The organism is Streptomyces sp. NEAU-174 (assembly GCF_052665095.1).
Genome location: NZ_JBQTCE010000011.1, coordinates 319,003 through 342,736, shown reverse-complemented (window position 1 = coordinate 342,736; position 23,734 = coordinate 319,003). Strand labels below are relative to the sequence as shown.

Below are 23,734 nucleotides of genomic sequence, written 5' to 3'. Positions count from 1 at the left end.
CGCCTGCGGCGGGCTGCTCCCCTCCCCGCCCCTTCCCACAACTGGGGCTCCGCCCCAGACCCCGGGGGTCCGGGGGTCCGGGGGCGAGGCCCCTGCCATGCGGCGGAGCCGCAGATCGACACTCCGGGAAGGGCCGAGGAGGGGACAGCATCGATATGCGGCTCCGCCGCGTGGGGGGCTCCGCCCCAGACCCCGGGATCCAGGGGCGGAGCCGCATGGTCCGCCGGACACCCCAGACCCCCGGGGCCCAGGGGCCAAGCCCCTGCCACGTGGCAGAGCCGCATCGTCCGCCGGACCCCCCAGACCCCGGGGCCCAGGGGCGGGGCCGCGCGGGCCGCGGGACATCCCGTGGCGGCCGGGCGGCCGGGGCGGTGCCGATAAGCTGAAGACCATGTTCTCCAAGGTGAGCGGTCCCGTGCGGCTCGCGGATCGGGTCGCGGCCATACTCTCGGAAGAGATCGAGTCCGGACGGCTGGCCGAGGGCGACAAGCTCCCGACCGAAGTGGAGCTGGTCAAGCAGCTGGGCGTCAGCCGGACCGTCGTACGCGAGGCGGTGTCCCGGCTGCGCAGCGCGGGCCTGGTCGAACCCCGTCAGGGGCTCGGCGTGTTCGTGATGCCGCGCCGCACCCGGCCGCTGGACCTGGAGGCCGAGACCGCCGAGGACACCAAGTCCAAGGTGCGGCAGATCGTGGAGGTGCGCCGCCCCATCGAGGGCGAGGCGGCGTACCTCGCGGCCACCCGGGCCACCCCGGCCGACCTCGCCCGGATGCGTCAGGCCCTGGAGGCCATCGACACGGCGGTGGCGGCCGGTGGCGACGGCGTGGACGAGGATCTCGCCTTCCACCGCTCCGTCGCCGAATCGACCGGGAACGCGGTGATGCTCTCCACGCTGCGCTACCTCGGCGAGGTGCTGCGCGGCGGAATCCGCGTCACGCGTGCGAACGAGGCGCGCCGCGGCGACTTCCTCGAAGCGGTCCGGCAGGAGCACCACGCCATCCTGGCCGCCATCGAGGCCCGCGACGCGGATGCGGCCCGCGACGCCGCGCTGCTCCACCTGAGGCACGCGGCGTCCCGGCTCCAGGACGCGGACGAGGGGTTCTGGACCGAGGCCGAGAACCTCGAGGTGGATCTCGACGCCGCGCCCTGAGGCGCGATGGACGGCGCGCGTCGCTCAGCGGCTCAGGGGTGGCGCGCACCGCTCAGCGGATGGGCGGCGCGGGTCGCTCAGCGGCTCAGGGGGGCGCGCATCGCTCAGCGGCTCAGGCGTGGCGCGCGTCGCTCAGCGGCTCGGGGGTGGGGCCTGGCGCTCAGCGGCTCGGGGATGGCGTGGTGTCCCCCGTAGATGCCTCGGCCGCCGCGTCGGCGAAGCGGCGGGCCAGGTGCGCGAAGGCCCCCTTGAGCTCGGGCGGCCCGATGACCTCGATGTCGGCGTCGAACCTGCCGATGGTGGCGGCGAGTCCCGGCCATGACCACGCGCCCAGAAGGAGTCGGCAGCGGTCCGGGCCGAGTTCCTCGACGACCCCGTCCCGGGTGTAGGTGGACACGACCGACGCGGGCAGATCGAGGATGACCTCGCCTCGGCACGGCCAGCCACCCGAGCCGTCGGAACCCTGGAACCGGCTCGCGACGAAGGCGGCCACATCCCCTCCGGGCACATCGCGCGGGGTGAAGCGCGGGCCCGTGGGGGTGCGCGGGGTGATCCGGTCGACGCGGAAGGTGCGCCAGTCGTCGCGGTCGAGGTCCCAGGCGACGAGATACCAGCGCCCGCCCCGGGTGACGAGGTGGTGCGGCTCCACCCGGCGTGGCGGCGTGGCGGCGGGGTCGGCGTCGGAGGCATCCGGTGCGGATACGGGGGCGTAAGTGAAGCGCAGCACCTCGCGGGCGCGGACGGCCGCGCCGAGGGTCATGAGCACCCGGGGGCCGACCTGCGGATTCGGCCGGGTATCCGCGCCTTCCACGGCGGTGACCTGGAGGGCGTCGACGCGATGGCGCAGCCGCGCGGGCATCACCTGCCGAACGGTGCTCAGCGCACGCGCCGCCGCTTCCTCGATCCCCGCCCCGGTGGCGGTGGCGGTCTGAAGCGCCACGGCGAGGGCCACGGCCTGGTCGTCGTCGAACAGCAGCGGCGGCAGGTCCGACCCGGCGCCGAGCCGATAGCCCCCGTCGGGGCCCTTGGCGGCCACGATGGGATAGCCGAGCTCGCGCAGGCGGTCGACATCGCGGCGCACGGTGCGCGGGCTGACGTCCAGCCGCTCGGCCAGCAGCTGCCCCGGCCAGTCCCGGCGCGCCTGGAGCAGGGAGAGCAGTGACAGCAGTCGCGCTGATGTCTTCGGCATACCACCGATTCTGCCCGGAGAAGCGGCCACACACTGTCCGCTACCCCTGCGACGGTAGTCCTCGTCAGACGACGAGAACGACCGAAGGACCCGATCACTGTGACCGCCACCACTACTCCCGCCACCTCTCTCGACGACGAGCGGGCCGATCTGCTCGCCGAACTCGCCGCCGCGCGATCCGCCCTGACCAGGACGGTGCGCGAGCTCGGCGACGAGCAGGCCGGCGAACGCCCGACGGTCAGCGCGCTGTGCCTGGGCGGGCTGATCAAGCATGTCGCGGCCATCGAGGAGGGCTGGCTGCGCTTCGTCCTCGAAGGCCCGTCGGCGCTGCGTTACGACCTGCCCGACGGTGTCACCTGGGCCGACCTCGCGGCCGGTACCGCACGGGAGATCCCGCAGTGGGCGATCGACAACCAGAACAACTTCCAGATGCTGCCCGGTGAGACGCTGGCCGGTGTCCTCCGGCGCTACGAGGAGGTCGCCGCCCGGAGCGAGGAGATCATCACCGCGGTCCCCGACCTGTCGGCGACGCACCCGCTGCCCGAGGCGCCCTGGAACGAGCCGGGCGCGGCGCACAGCGTGCGCCGGGTGCTGTTGCACGTCATCGCCGAGACCGCCCAGCACGCCGGGCACGCGGACATCATCCGTGAGTCGCTCGACGGGCAGAAGTCCGGCTGACCGCGACCGGATCTCCTCGGAGCCGTGCCGGTGACGGCCGTCACCGGCACGGCTCCGGACCCCAACAGCCATGGAACCGAAGGGAACGGCGCGACTGTGAAGACGCATGAGCTCGGGCGGACCAACTTCATCGACACCGCCGATGTGTACGGACCCCACGGGGAGCCCGAGGACATCGTGGGAACCGACATCGGCCCGCTCGATGTGTCCGCCACCCCGCCATCCGTCCAACTCCCGTCGCTACAGCGGCGATCGGCCGAAGAGCGCGCCGCGGTGGCACGATGACCGTTCTCGACCGCCGGGCGCTGGGCCGGGCGACGCTCGCCCGGCAGTTGCTGCTCGACCGGGCGGACATGCCGGTCCACGACGCCGTCGCGCATCTGTGTGGCATGCAGGCGCAGGAACCGCAGGAGCCGTTCACCGGGCTCTGGTCACGGCTGCGCGCGTTCGACCCGGGCGTCCTCTCGGACCTGCTGACCGGTCGGAGCGTGGTGCGGACCCACCTCATGCGCCGTACCGTCCACCTCGTCACCGCCGATGACATCGTGGCCTGGCGCGCCCGCCACGACGCCATGCTGCGCCAGCGGGTGCTCGGGACCTACCGTCGCGAGCTGGAGGGGGTGGACCTCGACGAACTCGCCGCCGCGGGCCGGGCGGTGATGGCCGACGGCGAGCCCCGCTCGATGGCCGAGCTGGTGCGGGCGCTGGCCGACCGCTGGCCCGCCCCGGCACCGCGCGCCCTGGGCGAGATGCTCATCGCCGCCCTCGTCCCGGTGGCGCAGACGCCGCCGCGCGGGCTGTGGCGCTCCCGGGGAGGGGTGCGCAACGTCCTGCTCTCCTCCTGGCTAGGCCGACCGGTGGACGCGCCCGCCCCCGACGGCGCCGACCCGGTCGGGCAGGCGCTGGTACGGCGCTATCTGGCCGCCTTCGGCCCCGCGGCCTCGGCCGATCTGCGCGGCTGGTGCGGCATCGCCGGGCTCCCGGCCGCGGTGGCCGCGATACGGGAGGAGCTGGTCACCTTCCGCGATGAACGCGGCCGGGAGCTGCTCGACCTCCCCGACGCGCCACGTCCCGACCCCGGCACCCCCGCGCCGGTGCGGTTCCTGCCCGCGTTCGACAACGCGATCCTCGGTTACCACGACCGCGGCCGGATCATCGACGACGCCCACCGCGGCCTGTCGGTGGCCGGGGAGCGTGTGGTGCTGGTGGACGGCCGTGTCGCCGCGACCTGGAGGGTGGACGACGCCACCGTGGTCGTCACCCCGCTGGGCCGCCTCTCCTCGGCCGACCGCACGGCCGTCGGAGAGGAGGGCCGGGAACTGGCATCGTTCCTCTCCGACGGCGAAAGCCACCGCGTGCGCGTCGCCACCTCGCCGGACTGAGCGGTGCGCACGGGCCGCCCGCGTCAAGGAGCGGGGTCCTGCTGGCGCAGGGGTGCGGTCCGGTCGCCGGGCGCGGGGTCGGCAGCCGGTACGGAACCGCCGCGGGGGCGGGCGAAGTGACGCATCATCGGCACCTCGACACCGCGCCACAGCAGCAGCGACACCCCCACACAGAAGGCCGACACCACCACGGACAACAGCGCGGCGGTCACCGTGTCGAACGTCCGCCGGTCCAGCAGCACCCGGATCTCGTACAGCAGCGGGAAGTGCACCATGTACAGCGCGAACGACGCCTCGCCCAGCAGCACCAGGCCACGGCGCCCGAGCAGGCTCTCCCGCCCTTCGATATCGCGGGCGGCGATGGCCGGGATGAGGGCGGCCATCGGCAGACAGGTCGCGGCTCCCCACAGGTACTCCTCGGGCAGCTCCGTCCGCGCCGCGAAGACCCCCGCCAGGGCGAGCAGCGGCCACCGCCGACGCAGCGCGGGCCAGCGGTCGAGCTGGACCGCCCGGGCGAGCACGAGTCCGAGGACGAACTCCAGCAGCCGCACCGGCGGGAAGAAGTAGATCAGCCACCAGCGCTCCGTCGAGAGCGGTGACCAACTCCCGGGAGCCGCCTCGTCGGTGACGGCCATCGCCACCAGCGGCATCGTCACCACCAGCGCCGCCACCAGGGCGATCACCGGCCAGAGCAGCCGTGCCGGGAGGGCGCGCACCGGCCGGATCAGCAGGGGGAAGAGGAGGTAGAAGAACGCCTCGCAGGAGATGGACCAGGTCACCGGGTTGACGCTGCTGAAATCGGCCATGTCGGGGACCCAGGCGTGCACCAGCAGCAGATTCCGGACCGCCTCCCCCGGTCCCGGGTCCGGCACCGGAAGCAGCGCGGCGGTGCCCGTCGCCATGAGCAGGCCCAGCATCAGCGACCAGGTCACCACATGGTTGGGGAAGATCTTCACCAGCCGCCGGCGCCAGAACCGGACGGCGGTGTCGGCCGGGGAGGCGTTCCACGCCAGTACGAAACCGCTCAGCAGGAAGAACGAGGAGACCGCCGCCGCGCTCGCCATGGACGAGGCGTCGGCCGCCTCATAGACCCCCTGGTCCTCGAAGAATCTGCCCAGCGTCAGCACATGGCCCGCCAGCACCACACCGGCCAGCAGAAAGCGAAGCCCGGTCAACGACGGCAGCCGACGCCCACGCGGCAACACACTGGCCAAGGGAGACCCCTCTCCATACGAAGCAGGCAAAGCACCCACGAGCCTGCCCGTCGCACCGCCCCGGCCCCAATAGCGCCCCTACGGGAACATCCGGGCGAACGGCACCACCCGCGGAGGGGCGCGTCAGCGCGCGCCCGGGAGCACCGGCGAGAGCCGGTAGGCGTTCTCGTGGGTGATCACATGACCGGCGGTGGGCGGCGGGAAGTGGGTGCCGAGCAGGAGGGTGCCCGTGTCGGCGAGGGCGCCGAAGAGCTTGTGGCGGGTGGCCTCGGACTGCTCGGGGGCGATGTCGACGCATGAGCCGATGGCGGGGTGGGCGAGCTGGACGGGGTGGTGGACGCAGTCGCCCGTGATCAGCGCGCGCTCGTGGCGGCTGTCGAGCTGGAGGGCGATATGGCCGGGGGTGTGCCCGGGCGTGGGGATCAGCCGCAGTCCGGGGATGACCTCGGTGCCCTCGTCCGGGACGTCGACCAGATCGAGCAGTCCCGCGTCCTCGACCGGAATCACGGAGTCGAGGAACATCTGGGTGCGCGGCTCGTCCATGTCGTAGGCCGCCCAGAACTCCCGCTCGGCGCGGGAGGTGAGGTAGCGCGCGTGCGGAAAGGTGGGCACCCATGCGCCGTCCACCTCATGGGTGTTCCAGCCGACGTGGTCGGTGTGCAGATGGGTGAGGATCACCAGGTCGATGGATTCCCGGGGGAACCCGGCGGCGGCCAGGCGCTCCAGGTAGTCGGTCCGCAGACCGTGCCAGGCCGGGTTGGCCCGCGTCTTGCCGTTGCCGATGCCGGTGTCGACCAGGACCCGGGCCCCGCCGATCTCGAAGGCGAAGCTGTGGCTGGCGATGCGCAGGGTGCCGTCCTGGTCGGCGAAGTCGGGGCGCAGCCAGTCCTGCCGCGAGACCACGTCCGTGGTGGCGCCGGGAAGCAGCCATGGCCCGGTCTGCGGCGGCAGGAGCACCTCGTCGATGCGGTGGACGGCGATGTCGCCCACGGTCCAGAAGGGGATGTCGATGGCCTGGGGTGTGTGCATGACCCGCCCGCTCTCTCTAAACGCAATTCGTTTGCCTTAAGTCACCGTAGGCTCTACAGTCGACTAACGCAAACAGTTAGCTTTTGCCTCGATGAGATCTCGCTGAGGGAGACACCTTGTCCGCCGCTGAACTCACCCCTCCGGAGGCGGCCCGCTGGGCCGCGCGCGCCGGGCTTCCGCTGTCGGCCGAGCGCCACGCCGCCGCGGCGGCCACCGCCGACCACATCCACGCCGTCGTCGCCGTCCTGCGCGAGCTGGACTTCGGCGACACCCCGCCCGCCCCCGCCTACCGCGCGGGAGAGGAGCGGCGCGATGCGGCCGTATGAGCTGTCCCTCACCGCGGCCGCCGAGGCGATCAGGACCCGGCGGCTGTCCCCCGTCGAGCTGGCGGACTCCGTCCTGGACCGCGTCGAGCGGCTGGAACCCCGGCTGAACGCCTACGTCACGGTGACGGCCGAGCGGGCGCGCCGGGCCGCGCGCGAGGCCACGGACGAAGCCGCGGCCGGCCGCCTCCGCGGCCCGCTGCACGGCATCCCGATGGGCCTGAAGGACCTGATCGACGTCGCGGGCGTGGCCACCACGGCGAGCTCCCGGGTCCGCGCCGACCACCGCGCCCAGGCGGACAGCACGGTCGCCGCCCGGCTGAGCGCGTCCGGCGCGGTCCTGGTCGGCAAGACCCACACCCATGAGTTCGCGTACGGGCTGACCACCCCGCAGACCCACAACGCCTGGGACCCCGGCCGGGTCGCGGGCGGCTCCAGCGGCGGATCCGCCGTGGCCGTCGCCGCGGGCACCGCGGCCTTCGCGCTGGGCACCGACACCGGCGGATCCATCCGCGTCCCCGCCGCGCTCAACGGGGTCGTCGGCCTCAAGCCGACGTACGGCCTCGTCCCCCGCCACGGCGTCACCTCCCTGTCGTGGTCGCTGGACCACGTCGGCCCGCTCACCCGCACCGTCGAGGACCAGGCCCTGGTCCTGGCGGTCCTGGCCGGGCACGACCCCCGCGACCCCGCGTCCCTGGACGTGCCCGCGCGGGACTACCGGCCGGGCGCGGCCGAGGACCTGACGGGACTGCGCGTCGGCGTGCCGCGCAACTACTACTTCGAGCACGTCGACGCGGAGGTGGAGGCCGCGGTCCGGCGGGCCGTCGAGCGGCTCGAGGCCCTCGGCGCCCGCCTCGTCGAGGTCGAGATCCCCATGACCCGCTACATCCAGGCCACGCAGTGGGGCCTGATGGTGCCGGAGGCCACCGCGTACCACGAGCGCACCCTGCGCACGGCGCCGGAGCTGTACCAGGCGGATGTGCGCACCCTGCTGGAGGCGGGCGAACTGATGCCCGCCGGGGACTATCTGCGCGCCCAGCGCTCCCGGACCCTGATGCGGCGGGAGTGGGCGCGCATGCTGGAGGACGTCGATGTGATCGCCGCCCCGACGGTCCCGGCCACCGCGGTGAAGGCCGGTCAGGAGACGGTCACCTGGCCGGACGGCACCGTCGAGGCCGTCTCGGACGCCTATGTGCGCCTCTCGGCCCCCGCCAACCTCACCGGGCTGCCGTCGCTCTCCGTCCCGGTCGGCCACGACACGGCGGGCCTGCCGATCGGCATGCAGCTGCTCGGGCGCCCGCTCGGGGAGGGTGTGCTGCTGCGGGTCGGTCACGCCTACGAGCGGACGCGGCCCGCCCGCGAACTGGCGCCGCCCGCCCGCGAACCGGCGCCCGCGGCCTGACGCGTCCCCTGAGCGACCCCGGGCGCACCGCCTCCCGAGAAGCAACAGATTTGCTTTAAGGTGGGATGAATGAGCAGGCAGATGGTGCGCCCCGGGGGGCGCAGCGCCCGGGTCCAGGCATCGGTGCACACCGCCGTGCGCGAACTGGAGGCGGAGGTGGGCCGCGACGGTCTCACGGTGCCGCTGATCGCCCAGCGCGCGGGCGTCACCCCCTCCACGATCTACCGCCGCTGGGGAGACCTCAGCCAACTGCTGTCGGATGTGGCGGTCGAGCGTCTGCGGCCCGAGACCACGCCCCAGGACCACGGCGGTCTGGAGTCCGATCTGACGGCCTGGGCCGAGCAGTTCCTCGACGAGATGGCCTCCCCGGCCGGGCGTGCCTACATCCGTGACGCCCTGCTCGGCGACCCGGACGGCAGCAACGCCGGTCAGTGCTCGGCCTACGCCGCCGACCAGGTCGATGTCATCCTCACCCGCGCGGCCGAACGCGGGGAGGACACCCCCGGCGTCGAGACGGTCGTCGACCACATCGTGGCGCCCCTGATGTACCGCATCCTCTTCCGCCCCGCCGGGCTCGACGCGGCGCATGCCCGCGGACTCGTGGCGGAGCTCCTCGAAGGGAACGCCGCCGGGACATGACGCCGGCCGCCGCCGGGACGTGAGACCGGCCGGTGGGCGCCGGGGCCGTCAGCCGCGCGGGGCCGGAGTGCGCAGGAAGTCCGAGAGCGCCTCGAGCAGCCGGTCCACGTCCTCGGTGCTGGTGTAGGGGGCCAGGCCGATACGCAGCCCTCCGGTGTCGCCCAGGCCCAGCCTGCGGGAGGCCTCCACCGCGTAGAACGAACCGGAGGGGGCGTCGACGCCACGGCCGGCGAGGTAGCGGTAGGCGTCGGTGGTGTCGCGGCCGTCGATGGTCAGCAGCACGGTCGGGGTGCGGTCCACGGCACGGGAGTGGATGGTGAGCGGGTCCAGGGCGGCCAGCCCCTCGTCGATGCGCCCGCGCAGCGTGGCCTCGTGCTCCTCGAGGGCCGCGAACGACGACGCCAGCCGCTCCCTGCGGCTGCCTTCCGCGCCGGGGTCCAGGGTGGCGAGGAAGTCGACGGCGGCGCGGGTGCCGGCGAGGAATTCATAGGGCAGGGTGCCGAATTCGAAGCGCTCGGGGACGGCGTTCGTCGACGGGAGCAGCTTGTCCGGGGTCAGGGTCTCCAGGAGCCCGGGGTCGGCTGCCAGCACGCCGAGGTGGGGGCCGAGGAACTTGTAGGGGGAGCAGACGAAGAAGTCCGCTCCGAGCCGCCGGATGTCGACATGGGCGTGGGCGGCGTAGTGCACGCCGTCGACGTGGAGCAGCGCCCCGGCCGCGTGCACCCGCCGGGAGATCTCCGGGATGTCCGGGCGGGTGCCGATCAGGTTCGAGGCGGCGGTGACCGCGACCAGCCGGGTGCGGTCGCCGAGTTGGGCGCTGATGTCATCGGGGGTCAGCTCGCCGGTGGCGGGGTCGAAGTCGGCCCAGCGCACGGTGGCCCCGGCGGCCTCGGCGGCCTGGACCCAGGGGCGGATGTTGGAGTCGTGGTCCAGCCGGGACACCACCACCTCGTCGCCCGGCGACCAGGTCTTGGCGAGGGTGCGGGAGAAGTCGTAGATGAGGGCGGTGGCGCTGCGCCCGAAGACGACCCCGGCCGGGTCGGCGCCGAGCAGATCGGCCATGGCGTGCCGGGCCGACTGGACCAGGGCCTCGGCGTTGCGCTCGCCCGCGGTGAGGTGGCCGCGGTTGGCCAGGGGGTTGGCCAGCGCGTCGGAGATGGCCTCGATGACGGGGAGCGGGGTCTGGGTGCCTCCCGGGCCGTCGAAGTGGGCCGACCCGGCCTTCAGCGCGGGGAACTGTGCGCGGATGGCGGTGATGTCGTATGTCACGAGCGGCTCCTTGCAGAGTGCCTTGGCGAGCGGGTGACCAGGGCGATCTTAGGCGGGCCCGGGTGCGGAACGGCAGGGGGCGAGGACGGCCGCCGCGCCGGGGGGGGCAGCAGGCCGCCGCGCCGGGAAGAGGTGTCCGGCGCCCGGACGGCAGCCCTGATTGAATCTGTACGTAGCGGGATGAATCACCATCCTCTTCCGCCGCGCAGGACCGGACGCAGAAGGCGGTGGCGCCGACGTGAGCAGCGACTCTCCTCCCCCGCCCGAGCGACCGGGAGGCCGGGGCGTACGCCCTCGGCGTGGCGTGGCGGGCGGACCGGCGGGGCGGGCCTCGCGGGCGGTGGCGCGGGCCCGCCGCTCCGGCTCCGCGGCCCTGACGGCGGCGGTGCGCCGGGCGGGGGACGAGAACGGACGGGTCCATCCCGGGCTGCGGCTGGCCGCCGCGTACGCATGGCGTCTGATGGTCATCGGGGTGGCCGTCTATCTGGCGTTCAGGGTGCTGGGGCGGTTCGAGCTCGTCGCGATCGCGGTGTTCCTTGCGCTGGTGGCCACCGCCTTGCTGCGCCCGCTGGCCGATCTGCTGGCGCGGGTGTGTCCCAGGCCGCTGGCGGTGGCGCTGGCGGTGTTCGGCACGCTGTTCGCGGTGTTGGGGCTGCTGGCGCTGGTGGGGAACGCGGCGGCCGGGGAGGCGGGCCGGCTGGTGGGTGAGCTGCGCGGCGGGATCGGCCGGATCGAGCGGTGGCTGGAGGGGCCGCCGTTCCATGTGCGGCACGGGGTGCTGTCGGGGGCCCACGACAAGATCACCGCCTTTGTGTCACGGCATCGCGCGACGCTGATCAGCAGGGCGCTCAGCAGCGCCGGGCGGGTCGTGGAGGCGGGCACGGCACTGTTCCTGGCCCTGTTCTGTTCGATCTTCTTCATCCATTCCGGCGACCGGATGTGGCAGTGGTTCCGGGGTCAGCTGCCCGAGCGCGCCCGCTCCCCGTGGGACCGTGCGGCGCGGGCGGCGTGGACCACCTTCGCCGGGTACACCCGGGGCATCATCGTCGTGGCGGCCTCCAACGCGGCCCTGGTCGGCATCGCGTTGTTCCTGCTGCGGGTGCCGCTGACCCTGCCGCTGACGCTGCTGGTCTTCTTCGCGACGTTCGTCCCGCTGATCGGTTCGCCGATCGCGCTGGCGGTGGCGACGGTGGTGGCCCTGGCCGGGCGGGGTCCGGCCGTCGCGGCCGTGGTGCTGCTGCTGATCGTGGCGGTCGGTCAGTTCGAGGGCCATGTGCTGCATCCGCTGGTGATGAGCTGGGCGGTGCGGCTCCATCCGGTGGTGGTGGCGATTTCGGTCATCGCCGGGAGCATCGTGGCGGGGGTGGTCGGGGCGGTGGTGGCCGTGCCCATGGTGTCCGTCGCCTGGTCGGTGACGCGGGCGCTGCGCGGGCGTCCGCCCGGCGAGGCCTGACCGGCGCCGTGGCCGGAACACCCGTGCGCCGGAGGCCGGAACACGTCCCTATAAATTGCATCTCAGATTCGCTTTATCGTAATCTGCCGCCATGCGGCTGACGAAGTCAACGGACCTGGCGCTCCGCACGATCATGCGGCTGGCGGTCACCGGCGCCGAGCCCTGCACCGCCCGGCAGGTCGCCGGGGAGATGCAGGTGCCGTACAGCCATCTGGCCAAGGTGGCGGCCCGGCTGCAACACCTGGGCCTGATCGAGACACGGCGCGGACGGGGCGGCGGGCTGACGCTCACCACGACCGGGCGCACCGCCTCGGTCGGCCAGCTGGTCCGGGAGCTCGAAGGGGTCGGCGATGTCGTCGACTGCGAGGGGGATGTGCCGTGTCCGCTGCGGCAGGGCTGCCGGCTGCGGATGGCGCTGCGCCGGGCACAGGAGGCGTTCCTCGCCTCGCTCGACCCCCTCACGGTCGACGATCTGGTGGCGTCCCCGACCGGCCCGGTACTGCTGGGGCTGGTCGGGCGCGCGCCCGGACTGTCCCCATGAGGCCGCCGTCCGGGTTACGGACCCCGGATCCCATCCCACCGAGCTGTGCCGACATGGAGGTCACCATGCCCGGTTCACCCATGCCGTTGAATACGAATCTGAGATACCAGTTAGGCCCGCTCATGCTCTCCCAGAAGTCCGCCGAGACCGTCCGCGCCACGCTTCCCGCCGTCGGTGAGGCCATCGGCACCATCACCGAGCTGTTCTACCGGAAGCTCTTCACGGCCCACCCCGAACTGCTGAGGAACATGTTCAACCGGGCCAACCAGGCCGCGGGCACCCAACGGCAGGCCCTCGCGGGCGCGATCGCCGCGTTCGCCACCGCCCTGGTGGAGCGGCCGGGCACCCGCCCCGACGCCCTGCTGAGCCGGATCGCCCACAAGCACGCCTCGCTCGGGGTGAGCGCCGCACAGTATCCGGTGGTGCACCGTCATCTGTCCGCCGCCATCGCGGAGGTGCTCGGCGACGCGGCCACCGAGGAGGTGACCGCCGCCTGGGACGAGGTGTACTGGCTGATGGCCAACGCCCTGATCGAGATCGAGCGGCGGCTGTACGCGGAGCAGGGCGTGCTGGCCGGCGGGACCTGGCGGCAGTGGGAGGTGGTCGAGCGGGTCCGGGAGACAGCGGATGTGGCCACCTTCCGGATCCGTCCGGCGGACGGCCGCCCCGCCCCGGCGTTCAAGGCGGGCCAGTATGTCTCGGTGCAGGTGGAACTGGCCGACGGGGCGCGGCAGATCCGCCAGTACAGCCTGACCAACGCCCCCGGCGCCACCGTGCGCTCCTTCTCCGTCAAGCGCGAGGCCGCGGGCGTGGGCCCGGCCGGTGAGGTCTCCGGCCACCTCCACGACCACGTCCACGAGGGCGATGAGCTCACCGTCTCCGCGCCCTACGGCGATGTCGTGCTCGACGGCACGGACACACCGCTGCTGCTCGCCTCCGCCGGGATCGGCTGCACCCCGATGGTGGCCATGCTGGAGGAGCTGACGGCCCGCGGACACCAGGCCCCGGTCATCGCCGTCCACGCCGACCGCTCCCCCGCCGACCACGCCCTGCGCGAGGACCAGGAGCGGCTGGTCACCAAGCTGGCGCGGGGCACCGCCCATACCTGGTACGAGCGGCCCGAGGGCGACTGGCCGGCCGAGCGCACCGGCCGCGCCGACCTGTCCGGCATCGAGATCCCGGACGGCGTGCGGGCGTATCTGTGCGGGCCGATGCCCTTCATGCGGTCGGTGCGGACCCAACTGCTGGAGCGGGGTGTGCACCCCTCCGCGATCCACTACGAGGTCTTCGGACCCGATCTGTGGCTGACGCGGGACGACGGCGAGGACCACTGACGCTCACCGCGCCCGTCCGCCCGATGTTGGCCGGATGAACTCGAATGGCCCAGGGGCCGGTCGCTTTTGCCGGGGGGAACGTGGGACCGTACGGACACGGGTTCTGCCCATTCCATGCGCAACCGTACGGAATGGTCCGTCCGGTACCCCCACATCGACGAGGAACCATGGATCGCGAAAAGATCACTCTCAGCGGCGCTCAGGAAACCTTGCTCGCCACGCTGTACGGCAGGGCGGTGGACAGCCGTTCACCCGACTCCATCCTGCACGACCACGCGGCCCGGGAGGCCGTGGAGCGCGTGGCCTACGACTTCGACAAAACGGGGATGACGGACACGACGGCGGTCGGCATCGCCCTGCGGGCCAAACAGCTCGACGACTGGGCCATGGAGTTCCTGGCCGAGCATCAGAAGGCGACCGTGCTCCATCTCGCGTGCGGTCTCGACACCCGGGTGCAGCGCCTCGACCCGCCGTCGTCGGTGCGCTGGCTCGACGTCGACTACCCCGAGGTGATCGATCTGCGCCGGCGGCTGCTTCCCGAGCCGTCGGGGAACTACGAGATGGTCGGCGCCTCGGTGACCGAGGAGGCATGGCTGCGCGAGGTGCCGGACGACCGGCCCACCGTGGTCGTCGCCGAGGGGCTGACGATGTATCTGCGCAAGGAGGAGGGCAAGCGGCTGATCCAGCGGATCACCGAGCGGTTCCCCAGCGGCCAGCTGCTCTTCGATGTCTACGGGCCGCTGGGCATCCGGCTCCAGAAGATGGTCCCCGCGGTGCGCAACGCGGGCGCCACTCTCCACTGGGGCCTGGACGACCCCCATGAGGTGGAGAACTGGCACCCGGGGCTGACCTGCCTCGACGCGGTGCGCAGCGTGGACATGCCGGGGGTGGAGAAGATGCCGGCCTCCGGCCGGATGAGCATGCGGGTGATGGCGCATCTGCCCGGTTTCCGGGATGTCGGCCGTATCCTGCGCTACCGCTTCTAGCGGCTCCGGCCCGGCGCCGGGTTGGTCCCGGCGCCGGGCCGAGCGGCCAGGTCACCGCTATTTGATGCCCACCAGCATGGAGTAGCCGTCCGTCAGCGGTTCGACCCGGCTGTCGCTGAACCCCGTGTCCGCCAGCCAGGCGCGGCCGTCGGCGGCCGTGTACTCGAAGCCGGACCGGGTCTCGATGAGCATGTTCAGGCTGGCCAGCAGGCCGAAGGTGTTCTCCTTGCGGTCGTCGTCGATGATGGCGTCGTAGACGAGGACCGCTCCCCCGTCGGGCAGCGCGTCATACGCCTTCTTCAGCAGCAGCCGCTTCTCCTCCAGGCCCCAGCCGTGCAGGATCTGGCCCAGCACGATCACATCGGCGCCGGGCAGGTCATCGGTGAAGAAGTCGCCACCGTGGAAGGTGAGCCGGTCCTCCAGGCCGAAGGACGCCACGTACTTCTCGAAGACGGGCCGCACCCGGGGCAGCTCGAAGACACCGCCGCTCATATGGGGGTGGCGCCGGGCCACCGCCACCGGGACGCAGCCCACCGCTCCGCCGACGTCCAGCACGGTCCGGTAGTCGGCCCAGGGGAACCGCTCGGCTATCGCCATCGCCTTGCCCATGCTGAGCCCGGTCATTCCGTGCAGGAATCGCTCAAGGCCCTCCTGGTCGTGGTAGATGGCGTCGAATACGTCGCCGCCGTGCTTGTGCTCGTTCTGCGGTTTCCCGGTGTGCAGCGCCTCGGTGAGCGACCCCCAGAAGGGATACAGCCGGCTGTTGGCCATCTCCAGGATGCCGCCCGCGTAGGTGGCCTTGTTGCGGTCGAGAAAGGTGTCGGCGGACGGGCTGTTGCGGTACACGCCGTCGGAACGCTCCAGGAATCCGAGGGCCACCAGCGCGTCGAGGAAGTCGGCGGCGCCGCGCGGGTGCAGTCCGAGCGTCTCGGCCAGGTCACCGCCGGTGCGGGGGGCTTCGGCGAGCCGGGAGAAGAGATCCAGTTCCACCGCGGTGAGCAGCGCCTTCGACGCCATGAAGCCGAGCCCGACCTCAAGAATGGGCTCTGGGCTGATCTCGTGCCGCATAAGGCTCCCTCACTGTTCCCGGATATGCGCTCTCGCCGCACCTGACCGTATGTGGACCTCCTTACGCTACCGTCCCGTTGCCCCCTACACGGGTCGCTCTCGGCGCGGGGCCACGCTGGTCGCGCACCCCGCCGCCGCGCACACCGCACGGACCACGCGGACCGCTGCCCGTCCCCGCCACCGACCCCACCCCGCGCACGGGCGACCCACTGTTGGTGAACCCCGAGGTGTCCGGGCCGTACGGCACGGCCGACAGCGGACCACGGCTGGGCACCGCGCTGGGCTTCGCCCCCCGGCCGGGCTCACCGCTGATCGGCACCGGCACCGTCGTCCCGGACAACGGTGGCCGTGACTACCGTGGCGCCCCGCTCTACCGCGGCCGCCCCGACATCGGCGCCGTCGAGGGGCCGCCGGGCGGCCGCGCTTGACCTTGTCGCAGCGGCAGGGTTTCTACTGGCCACATGCGCATCGGAGAAATCGCCGCGCTCGTCGGAGTCACCTCCCGGACCGTGCGGCACTACCACCACATCGGTCTGCTGCCCGAGCCCCGGCGGCGCGCCAACGGATACCGGGTCTACACCCTCCGGGACGCCGTTCTGCTGGCCCGGATCCGGCGGCTGACCGAGCTCGGGCTCGCCCTGGACGAGGTGCGGGACGTCCTCGCCGACGACGCCGGGCGTGAGCTGGCCGAGGTGCTGGGCGAGCTGGACGCCGATCTGGCCCGCCAGGAACACGAGATCCAGCAGCGCCGCAAGGTGCTGGCGGCGCTGCTGGACGGCCCGCTCACACCGGACGCGCCGCTCTCCCCCGCGCTCGTCGAGCTCCTGAAGGTGGCGCCCGCCACCTCCTCGCCGACCGCCGCCAAGGACCGCGAGCACCTGATGCTGCTCGAGGGGATGATCGGCGGGGACGCGGTGTACACGGCGCTGCGCCCGCTGGCCGAGGACCCCGCCGTGCTCCCGCTGTACGAGCGGCTGGACGAACTGGAGGGGGCCGCGGCGGACGATCCCCGGATCGCGCCGCTGGCCGATGAGCTGTCCGCCGCCGTACCGGACGAGGTGCTGGCGGCCATCCCGGACGGCGGCCCGACGGCGACCGGCTTCGAGCAGGCACTGCTCGACGACTACTCGCCCGCCCAGGCCGCGGTGGTGCGCCGGGTGATGGAGCGGCTGACCGGCCGATTGGCCAGGAGGGCGTCATGAGCCGGGCCCCGCTGGTCGCGCGCCGGCTCCTCATGCACGAGGCCCGGGCCCTGCACAGCCTCGGACTGTGGGTGCTGTGCCGCCGCCACCAGGTCCCCGAGGGGTCACTGGCCGTCCCCTACACCGGACCCCAGACGGCCATGATGTACGGGATGATCTTCGTGTCGGTCATCGAGACGGTGGGGCTGGCACTGATCATCCCCTGGCCGGTCGTGCACGCCATCACGCTCGTCATCGATGTGTACGGGGTGGTGCTGGCCCTCGCCCTGCACGCGGCCTGTGTGGTCCGGCCGCATGTCGTGGGGTCCGACGGCTCGCTACGCATCCGCTACGGCGCACTGTTCGACCTGCGGGTTCCGGCCGCCACCATCGCCGCCGCCCGGGTCGACCGGCGCTATCCGGACGCACGGCTGGTGCGGCTGGGCCCGGACGGGGTGCTCGACCTCGCGGTGGGCAGCCAGACCACGGTGACGGTGGAGCTGACGGAGCCGGTGACCTTCGTACGGCCCCTCGGGCGCCAAGGCGTCGCCCGTACCCTCCGGTTCCACGCGGACGACCCCCGGGAAGCGGTCGCCGCGCTCACCCGCACCCGGAGGGAGGCGGCGCCGGACCCGTCAGCGGCGCCGCAGTGACGGGTCGAGCAGCGCGGGCGGAGTGTCGTGCTTCTCGTGTGCGGCGAGGTCGGTGCCGGGGGCCACGATCGCGTCGATCGCGTCCAGCACATCGGCGGAGAGCACGGTGTCGGCGGCGGCGAGCTGCGTGCGCAGATGGTCCAGTGTGCGGGGGCCGATGAGCGCGCTGGTCACGGCGGGATGCGCGGTCACGAATCCGAGCGCGAGCTGGATCATGGTCAGACCGGCCTCGTCGGCGACCTCGGCCAGCCGCTCGACGGCGTCGAGCCGGGCCCGGTTGGCGGGGATGGTGACGTCGAAGCGCTCCGGCATCATCGTCGAGCGGCTGGTGGTGATGGCCTGGCCCGCACGGATGGCGCCCGACAGCCAGCCCGAGGCCAGCGGGCTCCACACCAGCACGCCGAGTCCGTACTCCTCGGTGACGGGCAGAACGTCGCGCTCGATTCCCCGCTGGAGGATCGAGTAGCTGGGCTGTTCGGTGACATAGCGGCCCAGGCGGTGCTCGCGGGCGGCCCACTGGGCCTGTACGACGCGGTAGGCGGGGAAGGTCGAGGAGCCGAAGTAGCGGATCTTCCCCGCGCGCTGGAGGTCGGTGAGCGCCGACAGCGTCTCCTCGTCGCTGGTGGCCGGGTCCCATCGGTGGATCTGGTAGAGATCGACATGGTCGACGCCGAGCCGGCGCAGGCTGTTGTCCAGCTCGGTGACCAGCCAGCGGCGTGAGCTGCCCCGGTGGTTGGGCTCGTCGCCCATGGGCATGCCCGCCTTCGTGGCCAGCACGATGTCGTCGCGGCGGCCGGCGATGGCCTTGCCGACCATCTCCTCCGACTCACCGGCGCTGTACATGTCGGCGGTGTCGATGAGGTTGATCCCGGCCTCGAGAGCGGCGTCGACGAGAGCGGTGGCCTCGTCCTGGGTGGTGCGCCCGATCCTGCCGAAGTTCATCGCGCCGAGCGCGAGGGAGCTGACCTGCACACCGGTGCGGCCCAAGGTGCGGTACTGCATGAGCGTGTTCCTCCACTGCGGGGAAGCGTGGTGGCATTGCGCGACGGCAATGCGCGGTTTGGTTGCCGGGTCCCCGCTCTGGCATCATAAGCAAACGGAACCTGGCTCCGGTAAAGATACGGAACGCTGTTCCGTATGGCAAGCGCGGCGGTGGAGGGAGTGCGCGGTGAACGACGGCGACAAGGGCGCGGGACCCTCGGCCCGGTCCAAGCGGGCGGACGCCCGGCGCAACCAGAAGACCCTGCTCGACGCGGCCGCCTCGGTCTTCGTCACCTCGGGCGTGGAAGCTCCGGTGCGCGACATCGCGGCCGAGGCCGGTGTCGGGGTGGGCACGATCTACCGCCACTTCCCGACGCGCGCGGACCTGATCATCGCCGTCTACCGACACCAGGTCGAGGCCTGCGCCGAGGCCGGTCCGGCCCTGCTGGCCAGCAGCGAGACGCCGCATGCCGCGTTGGGCCAGTGGATCAATCTCTTTGTCGACTTCCTGGTCACCAAGCACGGCCTCGCCGCCGTGCTGCGGTCCGACAACGCGGGCTTCGACACGCTGCACTCGTACTTCATCGACCGCCTCCTGCCCGTGTGCACCCAACTGCTCGACGCGGCGGCCGAAGCCGGAGAGATCCGGTCCGATCTCAAGGCGCTCGAGCTCATGCGCGGCGTCGGAAACCTCTGCATCGGCGCCGAGCACGACCCTGACTATGACGCACGCCGGCTGGTCGCGCTCCTCATCGCGGGACTGCGCCAACCGCACTGACGGCACGGATTGCTGAGTACGCTATTTCTGAGTACGTACCTGAGTATCCGGACGGATGCGGGGCCGATTCGCATCCGCTCATCCTTGTCCGCATGAGTGAGACACCGGTCAAGCAGCAGAGCACGGCCGCGTTCTACGGTCAGGCGATCGCCTCCTTCGCCGTCGCCATGGCCGCCACCGCCATCGGCATCTTCCAGCTGAGCGCCGACGCCTGGGTGCGCGGCTTCCTCGCCATCTCCGTGCTCTACCTGGTGACCTCCGCCTTCACTCTGGCCAAGGTGATCCGGGACCGGCAGGAGGCCGGGCAGATCGTCAGCCGGGTCGATCAGGCGCGGGTGGAGAAGCTGCTCGCGAACCACGACCCCTTCGAGAAGCTGTAGACCCCACGATCCCTTCGGGAAGGCGTGGACCTGCCGCGCGCCGCCCGGCGCTACTCGTCGATGACGAGCCCCTTGGCCTCGAGCACCGCCGCCAGCCGGCTGACCTCGATCACGCTCTTCCCCGCGCGGTAGTCGGCGATGTACGCGTCTTCCGCGTCGACGCGGGCCCGGGACTTGGCTATGACCTCCTTCAGGTCCTCGCGGCGCACCACCACGACCCCGTCGGCGTCCGCGCGCACCACGTCTCCCGGGCGGACGATCTCGCCGCCGATCAGGACGGGTTCGGCCATCGGGCCGACGGTCTCCTTGACCGTGCCCTTCATGCTGACGCTGTACGAGAACACCGGGAAGCCCAGCTTCCGCAGCTCCTGTGTGTCGCGGACACCGGTGTCGGTGACGAGGCCGCCGAGACCCTTGGCCACACACGCGTTGGCCAGGACATCGCCGAAGGAGCCCGCCTCGGCGTACTGCCCCGCGGAGACCACGATGACATCGCCGGGACGGGCGTGGGCGATGGCCACCTGGAGCATGATGTTGTCCCGTGGCGCGCAGCGCACGGTGAAGGCGGGGCCGCAGGCCGACATGGTGGGATCGATCGGCTTGATGGTGGAGTCCAGTGCCCCGAGGCGGCCCTGGGCCTCGTGGACGGTGGCGGCGGAGTACCCGCTCAGCTGGTCGACGAGAGCCGGGTCGGGCCGGTCGAACCGGGTGGTGACGCGCAGCATATGGCTCCTTCAGGGGTTCAGGAAAGGTCCGCACAGGCGCGGGCGATGCCGTCGCAGGCCGCGGTGAGGATGTCGTGGGAGGTCGCGAAGGAGATACGGAAGTACCCCGGTGCGCCGTACGCGGCGCCGTGGATCACCGCCACCCGCCGTGACTCCAGCAGATGGGCGGCGAAGTCCTCGTCGTCGCGGATCTCGTCGCCGGACGGGGTGCGCCTGCCGATGACTCCTGCGCAGTTGACGAAGGCGTAGAAGCCACCGCTGGGCGGGGCGCAGGAGAGGCCGGGGGTGTCATTGATCCGTTTGACCACGTCGTCGCGGCGCCCGCGGTAGACGGACACGCAGTCGCGGACGAAGCTCTGGTCGCCGGTGAGCGCGGCGGTGGCGGCGGCCTGGCTGATGGACGAGGGGCAGGAGGAGATCTGCGACTGGAGGGTGTTGATGGCGCCGACGAGTTCGGCGTTGCCCGCTCCGTATCCGATCCGCCAGCCGGTCATCGCGTAGGTCTTGGAGACGCCGTTGGTGAGGAACACCCGTTCGGTCAGGCGCGGTTCGATGACCGCCATGCTGGGGACGTGTCCCGGCCCGTACCAGATCTCGTCGTAGATCTCGTCGGTGAGCACCTGGACATGGGGGTGGTCGAGCAGTACCTCGGCGAGCGCGCGCAGTTCCCCGGCGGTGTAGGCGGCGCCCGTCGGGTTGCCCGGGGAGTTGAGGACGACCCAGCGGGTGCGGTCGGTGAGGGCCGGGGCGAGCCGCTCCGGGGTCAGCTTGAATCCGTCCGCCTCCGGGCAGTCCACGATGACCGGTGTGCCGTCGTTGGCGAGCACCATGTCCGGATAGGACACCCAGTACGGGGCCGGGATGACCACCTCGTCACCCGCGTCCAGGGTGGCCATCAGGGCGAGGAAGATGACCTGCTTCCCGCCGCCGCCGACCACGATCCGGTCTCCGGGGCAGTCGAGTCCGTGGCGCAGCCGGAGCCGGTCCGCGATGGCGGCCCGCAGCTGCGGGGTGCCGTTGACGGGGGTGTACTTGGTGGCGCCCCGCCGCATCGCCTCGACCGCGGCGTCCTTCACATGGGCGGGGGTGTCGAAGTCGGGCTCGCCCACGGTGAGGTCGAGGATGTCCAGGCCCTGGGCCTTCAGCTCGCGGACCCGCTGGGCGGCCGCCGTGCTCGGTGAGGGCTTGATGCGCCGCACGCGCTGCGCGGTGCTCATTCAGTCCGTCCTCCGCTCGAAGTTGAGGCCACCGGGCACCTGGAAGGTGGGCAGGATCTCCACATGGCCGATGTTCACGTGGCGCGGCGATCCGACCGCGTACTCGATGGCGTCGGCGATGTCCTCCGGCTTCAGCGACTCGTAGCCGTCGTAGTACCGCCGCCGCGCCTCCTCCATGTCCCCCAGCAGCCGGCCGAAGATCTCCGTTTCCACCCGCCCGGGGCAGATCTCGGTGACCCGGATACGGCGGCCGTACGCGTCGACCCGGAGCTGGCGGGAGAGGGTGTGCACGGCCGATTTGGTGGCGTGGTAGATGGTGTTCCCGCCGAAGTTGTAGACGGCGGCGATGGAGCTGATGTTCACGATGTGTCCGAGGTCGCGTGCCACCATCCCGGGCATGACCAGCCGCACCAGGTGCAGAACGGCCTGGACGTTGACCGCTATCTGCTCGTCGATGGCGAACTCGTCGGCGGTGAGGATGTTTCCGGAGCGCGAGACCCCGGCGTTGTTGACGAGCAGATCGACGTCGATGCCGTGCAGTTCCCCGGTGAGCGCCGAGGTGTCCGTGATGTCGACGGCGTGCGGAACGCAGCCGGTCCGCCGGGCGAGGTCGTCCAGCCGCCCGGCGTCGCGGGCGAGCGCGTGGACCTTGAGGCCCTGCTTCGCCAGCCGTTCGACCACCACGGCTCCGATGCCGGTGGAGGCCCCGGTCACCAGTGCGGTCTTATAGTCGGAAAAGGGCATGTGGCCTGCACTCCTTGGAGGTGGGGGTGGGGGTGGGGATGGTCCGGGTCGTGGAGCGGCCCGGCCTTACGTGTCACGCAGCGGCAGATGGGCCCTGTCCGACACCCGGGAGACGGCGATGAGCGTGCCGAGGGCGGTGATGACCGCGTAGAAGGCGGGCATGGTGACGTTGCCGGTACGGCTGATGAGGAAGGCCATCAGCAAGGGCGCGGTGCCCCCGAAGAGGGCCGAGGAGATGTTGTAGCCCAGGCCGTAGGCGGAGTAGCGCACCCGGGTGGGGAAGAGTTCGACGAGCAGGATGTGGATGACGCCGGTGTGGCCCGCGAAGATGGCGGCCATGACGCATGCGCCGATGACGGCCAGCGCCACGTTGCCCGTGCCGATGAGCAGGTAACAGGGCACACCGGCGATGGCCATGGCGATGGCCGCGGCCATGAGCACCTTCTTCCGCCCGATCCGGTCGGAGAGCGCGCCCATGAACGGGATGGCGAGGGAGATGGTCACCAGGCTGGCCGCGGTGACCAGCAGACTCTGCACCTTGCCGAAGTGCAGCTCACCGCTCATGAAGGTCGGCATATAGCTGAACAGCACGTAGTAGCCGGATCCGTTCATGAGCGGGATGAACAGGGCCAGCAGCATCGCGCGGCGGTGCTCGGCGGAGGAGAACGCCTCCTTGAGCGGGTTCTTGGACAGTCCGCCCTCCTCCCTCAGCCGGGTGAAGTTCGGCGTGTCGCTGATGCGCTTGCGGATGTAGAGCCCGGCGATGCCCAGCGGAATGGCCAGCAGGAACGGAATGCGCCAGCCGTAGGACTCCATGGCGTCCGCCCCGAGGCCGCTGGTCATGCCCGCCGCGATCAGGGTGCCGGTCAGCAGGGAGAGGAAGGAGGCGATCTGCGCGTAGCTGGTGTACAGGCCGCGTTTGCCCTCGGGGGCGTGCTCCGCGAGGAAGGTCATCGCGCCCGATGCCTCGCCGCCGACGGAGAAGCCCTGGAGCACCCGCAGCAGGATCAGCAGCGCGGGCGCGGCCACACCGATGCTCGCGTACGTCGGCAGGAGGCCGATCGCCGCCGTCGCCACGCTGATCAGCATGATGACGAAGACGAGCATCCGCTGCCGGCCCATGCGGTCGCCGAGGTGGCCGCAGATGATGCCGCCGAGGGGGCGGAAGAAGAACGAGACGGCGTAGCCGAGGAAGACGAGCTGCACCTGTACCGCGTTGGTGGCGTCCGGGAAGAAGACGGCGCCCAACGTGCCCGCCATGAACCCGAAGATGCCGTTGTCGTAGAGCTCGGCGAAGATGCCGACACACCCGGCGAGCGTCACCTTCCTCGCGGTTCTGGGATCGACGGCATGGGAGGCCGGCTGAGCGGCGACGGCGGTCATGATGTCTCTTTTCTGCCGGCGGGGCGGGGCTGGTGGGG

Annotated in this window: 26 protein-coding genes; 16 read left to right on the top strand and 10 right to left on the bottom strand. The window is 71.9% G+C overall.

Translation table 11 applies throughout. From position 1 onward, the window contains the following. Positions 1–391: 391 nt before the first annotated feature. Positions 392–1,147: a FadR/GntR family transcriptional regulator gene (locus ACT2CW_RS30435; RefSeq protein WP_445518940.1), complete on the top strand. Its 756-nt coding sequence runs from the start codon at positions 392–394 to the stop codon at positions 1,145–1,147. 160 nt (positions 1,148–1,307) lie between these two features. Here ACT2CW_RS30435 and ACT2CW_RS30430 read toward each other — a convergent pair whose 3' ends face one another. Next, a complete protein-coding gene (locus ACT2CW_RS30430; protein WP_445518939.1) occupies positions 1,308–2,336 on the bottom strand; it encodes a helix-turn-helix transcriptional regulator in 1,029 nt (342 codons plus the stop codon). Positions 2,337–2,435: 99 nt separating this feature from the next. Here ACT2CW_RS30430 and ACT2CW_RS30425 point away from each other — a divergent pair, with 99 nt between their 5' ends. The 3 genes from ACT2CW_RS30425 (at position 2,436) to ACT2CW_RS30415 (ending at position 4,396) form a co-directional block, all read left to right on the top strand. Next, positions 2,436–3,014 carry a DinB family protein gene (locus ACT2CW_RS30425; RefSeq protein ID WP_445518938.1) on the top strand — a complete coding sequence of 193 codons (579 nt, stop codon included), beginning with the start codon at positions 2,436–2,438 and terminating at the stop codon, positions 3,012–3,014. 96 nt (positions 3,015–3,110) lie between these two features. Further along, positions 3,111–3,299 (top strand): hypothetical protein, encoded by a 189-nt coding sequence (locus ACT2CW_RS30420; protein WP_445518937.1) that lies wholly within the window; start codon positions 3,111–3,113, stop codon positions 3,297–3,299. Then, complete coding sequence (locus ACT2CW_RS30415; protein ID WP_445518936.1) at positions 3,296–4,396, top strand: winged helix DNA-binding domain-containing protein; 1,101 nt, start codon at positions 3,296–3,298, stop codon at positions 4,394–4,396. The genes ACT2CW_RS30420 and ACT2CW_RS30415 overlap by 4 nt, the downstream gene beginning before the upstream one ends. A gap of 23 nt (positions 4,397–4,419) precedes the next feature. On the opposite strand, the gene ACT2CW_RS30410 is transcribed toward ACT2CW_RS30415, so the two are convergent. Together ACT2CW_RS30410 and ACT2CW_RS30405 are read right to left on the bottom strand one after the other, a co-directional pair. After that, on the bottom strand, positions 4,420–5,601 hold the full coding sequence (locus tag ACT2CW_RS30410; RefSeq protein ID WP_445519013.1) for an acyltransferase family protein: 1,182 nt from the start codon (positions 5,599–5,601) through the stop codon (positions 4,420–4,422). Between the two features lie 132 nt (positions 5,602–5,733). After that, positions 5,734–6,639: an MBL fold metallo-hydrolase gene (locus ACT2CW_RS30405; RefSeq protein WP_445518935.1), complete on the bottom strand. Its 906-nt coding sequence runs from the start codon at positions 6,637–6,639 to the stop codon at positions 5,734–5,736. Between the two features lie 116 nt (positions 6,640–6,755). On the opposite strand from ACT2CW_RS30405, the gene ACT2CW_RS30400 reads away from it, so the two are divergent. From ACT2CW_RS30400 to ACT2CW_RS30390, 3 genes are all read left to right on the top strand, one after another. Continuing rightward, on the top strand, positions 6,756–6,965 hold the full coding sequence (locus ACT2CW_RS30400; protein WP_445518934.1) for a hypothetical protein: 210 nt from the start codon (positions 6,756–6,758) through the stop codon (positions 6,963–6,965). Then, positions 6,952–8,364: an amidase gene (locus tag ACT2CW_RS30395; RefSeq protein ID WP_445518933.1), complete on the top strand. Its 1,413-nt coding sequence runs from the start codon at positions 6,952–6,954 to the stop codon at positions 8,362–8,364. The genes ACT2CW_RS30400 and ACT2CW_RS30395 overlap by 14 nt, the downstream gene beginning before the upstream one ends. A gap of 69 nt (positions 8,365–8,433) precedes the next feature. Beyond that, entirely contained in the window at positions 8,434–9,003 is a 570-nt protein-coding gene (locus ACT2CW_RS30390; protein ID WP_445518932.1) for a TetR/AcrR family transcriptional regulator, read from the top strand. A 48-nt stretch (positions 9,004–9,051) separates the two neighbouring features. Here the strand turns inward: ACT2CW_RS30390 and ACT2CW_RS30385 are convergent, their stop codons facing one another. Continuing rightward, positions 9,052–10,272 (bottom strand): cysteine desulfurase-like protein, encoded by a 1,221-nt coding sequence (locus ACT2CW_RS30385; RefSeq protein ID WP_182472831.1) that lies wholly within the window; start codon positions 10,270–10,272, stop codon positions 9,052–9,054. 340 nt (positions 10,273–10,612) lie between these two features. On the opposite strand from ACT2CW_RS30385, the gene ACT2CW_RS30380 reads away from it, so the two are divergent. The 4 genes from ACT2CW_RS30380 to ACT2CW_RS30365 all read left to right on the top strand — a co-directional run bounded on the left by ACT2CW_RS30380 (position 10,613) and on the right by ACT2CW_RS30365 (position 14,586). Further along, on the top strand, positions 10,613–11,725 hold the full coding sequence (locus ACT2CW_RS30380) for an AI-2E family transporter (RefSeq protein WP_445519012.1): 1,113 nt from the start codon (positions 10,613–10,615) through the stop codon (positions 11,723–11,725). 91 nt (positions 11,726–11,816) lie between these two features. Further along, positions 11,817–12,266, top strand: coding sequence for an RrF2 family transcriptional regulator (locus tag ACT2CW_RS30375; RefSeq protein ID WP_182472830.1), 450 nt, complete (start codon positions 11,817–11,819; stop codon positions 12,264–12,266). A 122-nt stretch (positions 12,267–12,388) separates the two neighbouring features. After that, positions 12,389–13,600 carry a globin domain-containing protein gene (locus ACT2CW_RS30370; protein ID WP_445519011.1) on the top strand — a complete coding sequence of 404 codons (1,212 nt, stop codon included), beginning with the start codon at positions 12,389–12,391 and terminating at the stop codon, positions 13,598–13,600. Between the two features lie 167 nt (positions 13,601–13,767). Continuing rightward, positions 13,768–14,586, top strand: a complete 819-nt coding sequence (locus ACT2CW_RS30365; RefSeq protein WP_445518931.1) for a class I SAM-dependent methyltransferase — start codon at positions 13,768–13,770, stop codon at positions 14,584–14,586. A gap of 57 nt (positions 14,587–14,643) precedes the next feature. Here the strand turns inward: ACT2CW_RS30365 and ACT2CW_RS30360 are convergent, their stop codons facing one another. Continuing rightward, the gene (locus ACT2CW_RS30360) at positions 14,644–15,654 is read right to left on the bottom strand and encodes a methyltransferase (RefSeq protein WP_445518930.1); all 1,011 of its coding nucleotides are present in this window, start codon (positions 15,652–15,654) and stop codon (positions 14,644–14,646) included. A 77-nt stretch (positions 15,655–15,731) separates the two neighbouring features. Here ACT2CW_RS30360 and ACT2CW_RS30355 point away from each other — a divergent pair, with 77 nt between their 5' ends. Genes ACT2CW_RS30355 through ACT2CW_RS30345 form a run of 3 tightly spaced genes read left to right on the top strand, consistent with a single transcriptional unit; the run spans position 15,732 to position 17,488 of the window. Continuing rightward, positions 15,732–16,082 (top strand): hypothetical protein, encoded by a 351-nt coding sequence (locus ACT2CW_RS30355; RefSeq protein WP_445518929.1) that lies wholly within the window; start codon positions 15,732–15,734, stop codon positions 16,080–16,082. A 33-nt stretch (positions 16,083–16,115) separates the two neighbouring features. Further along, positions 16,116–16,856, top strand: coding sequence for a MerR family transcriptional regulator (locus ACT2CW_RS30350; RefSeq protein WP_445518928.1), 741 nt, complete (start codon positions 16,116–16,118; stop codon positions 16,854–16,856). Beyond that, on the top strand, positions 16,853–17,488 hold the full coding sequence (locus tag ACT2CW_RS30345) for a hypothetical protein (RefSeq protein ID WP_445518927.1): 636 nt from the start codon (positions 16,853–16,855) through the stop codon (positions 17,486–17,488). Before ACT2CW_RS30350 ends, ACT2CW_RS30345 begins: the two co-directional genes overlap by 4 nt. Here the strand turns inward: ACT2CW_RS30345 and ACT2CW_RS30340 are convergent. Then, positions 17,471–18,490, bottom strand: a complete 1,020-nt coding sequence (locus ACT2CW_RS30340) for an aldo/keto reductase (RefSeq protein WP_445518926.1) — start codon at positions 18,488–18,490, stop codon at positions 17,471–17,473. The genes ACT2CW_RS30345 and ACT2CW_RS30340 overlap by 18 nt on opposite strands. Positions 18,491–18,656: 166 nt before the next feature. Here ACT2CW_RS30340 and ACT2CW_RS30335 point away from each other — a divergent pair, with 166 nt between their 5' ends. Together ACT2CW_RS30335 and ACT2CW_RS30330 are read left to right on the top strand one after the other, a co-directional pair. Then, positions 18,657–19,247, top strand: a complete 591-nt coding sequence (locus ACT2CW_RS30335) for a TetR/AcrR family transcriptional regulator (protein WP_164423736.1) — start codon at positions 18,657–18,659, stop codon at positions 19,245–19,247. A 92-nt stretch (positions 19,248–19,339) separates the two neighbouring features. Then, positions 19,340–19,627: a YiaA/YiaB family inner membrane protein gene (locus tag ACT2CW_RS30330; protein ID WP_137976210.1), complete on the top strand. Its 288-nt coding sequence runs from the start codon at positions 19,340–19,342 to the stop codon at positions 19,625–19,627. 50 nt (positions 19,628–19,677) lie between these two features. On the opposite strand, the gene ACT2CW_RS30325 is transcribed toward ACT2CW_RS30330, so the two are convergent. The 4 genes from ACT2CW_RS30325 to ACT2CW_RS30310 all read right to left on the bottom strand — a co-directional run bounded on the left by ACT2CW_RS30325 (position 19,678) and on the right by ACT2CW_RS30310 (position 23,696). Then, positions 19,678–20,352 carry a 4-carboxy-4-hydroxy-2-oxoadipate aldolase/oxaloacetate decarboxylase gene (locus ACT2CW_RS30325; RefSeq protein WP_182472821.1) on the bottom strand — a complete coding sequence of 225 codons (675 nt, stop codon included), beginning with the start codon at positions 20,350–20,352 and terminating at the stop codon, positions 19,678–19,680. Between the two features lie 17 nt (positions 20,353–20,369). Continuing rightward, positions 20,370–21,569, bottom strand: coding sequence for an aspartate transaminase (locus ACT2CW_RS30320; protein WP_445518925.1), 1,200 nt, complete (start codon positions 21,567–21,569; stop codon positions 20,370–20,372). Further along, positions 21,570–22,313, bottom strand: coding sequence for an SDR family oxidoreductase (locus ACT2CW_RS30315; RefSeq protein ID WP_445518924.1), 744 nt, complete (start codon positions 22,311–22,313; stop codon positions 21,570–21,572). Positions 22,314–22,379: 66 nt separating this feature from the next. After that, complete coding sequence (locus ACT2CW_RS30310) at positions 22,380–23,696, bottom strand: MFS transporter (RefSeq protein WP_445518923.1); 1,317 nt, start codon at positions 23,694–23,696, stop codon at positions 22,380–22,382. Positions 23,697–23,734: the final 38 nt, after the last annotated feature.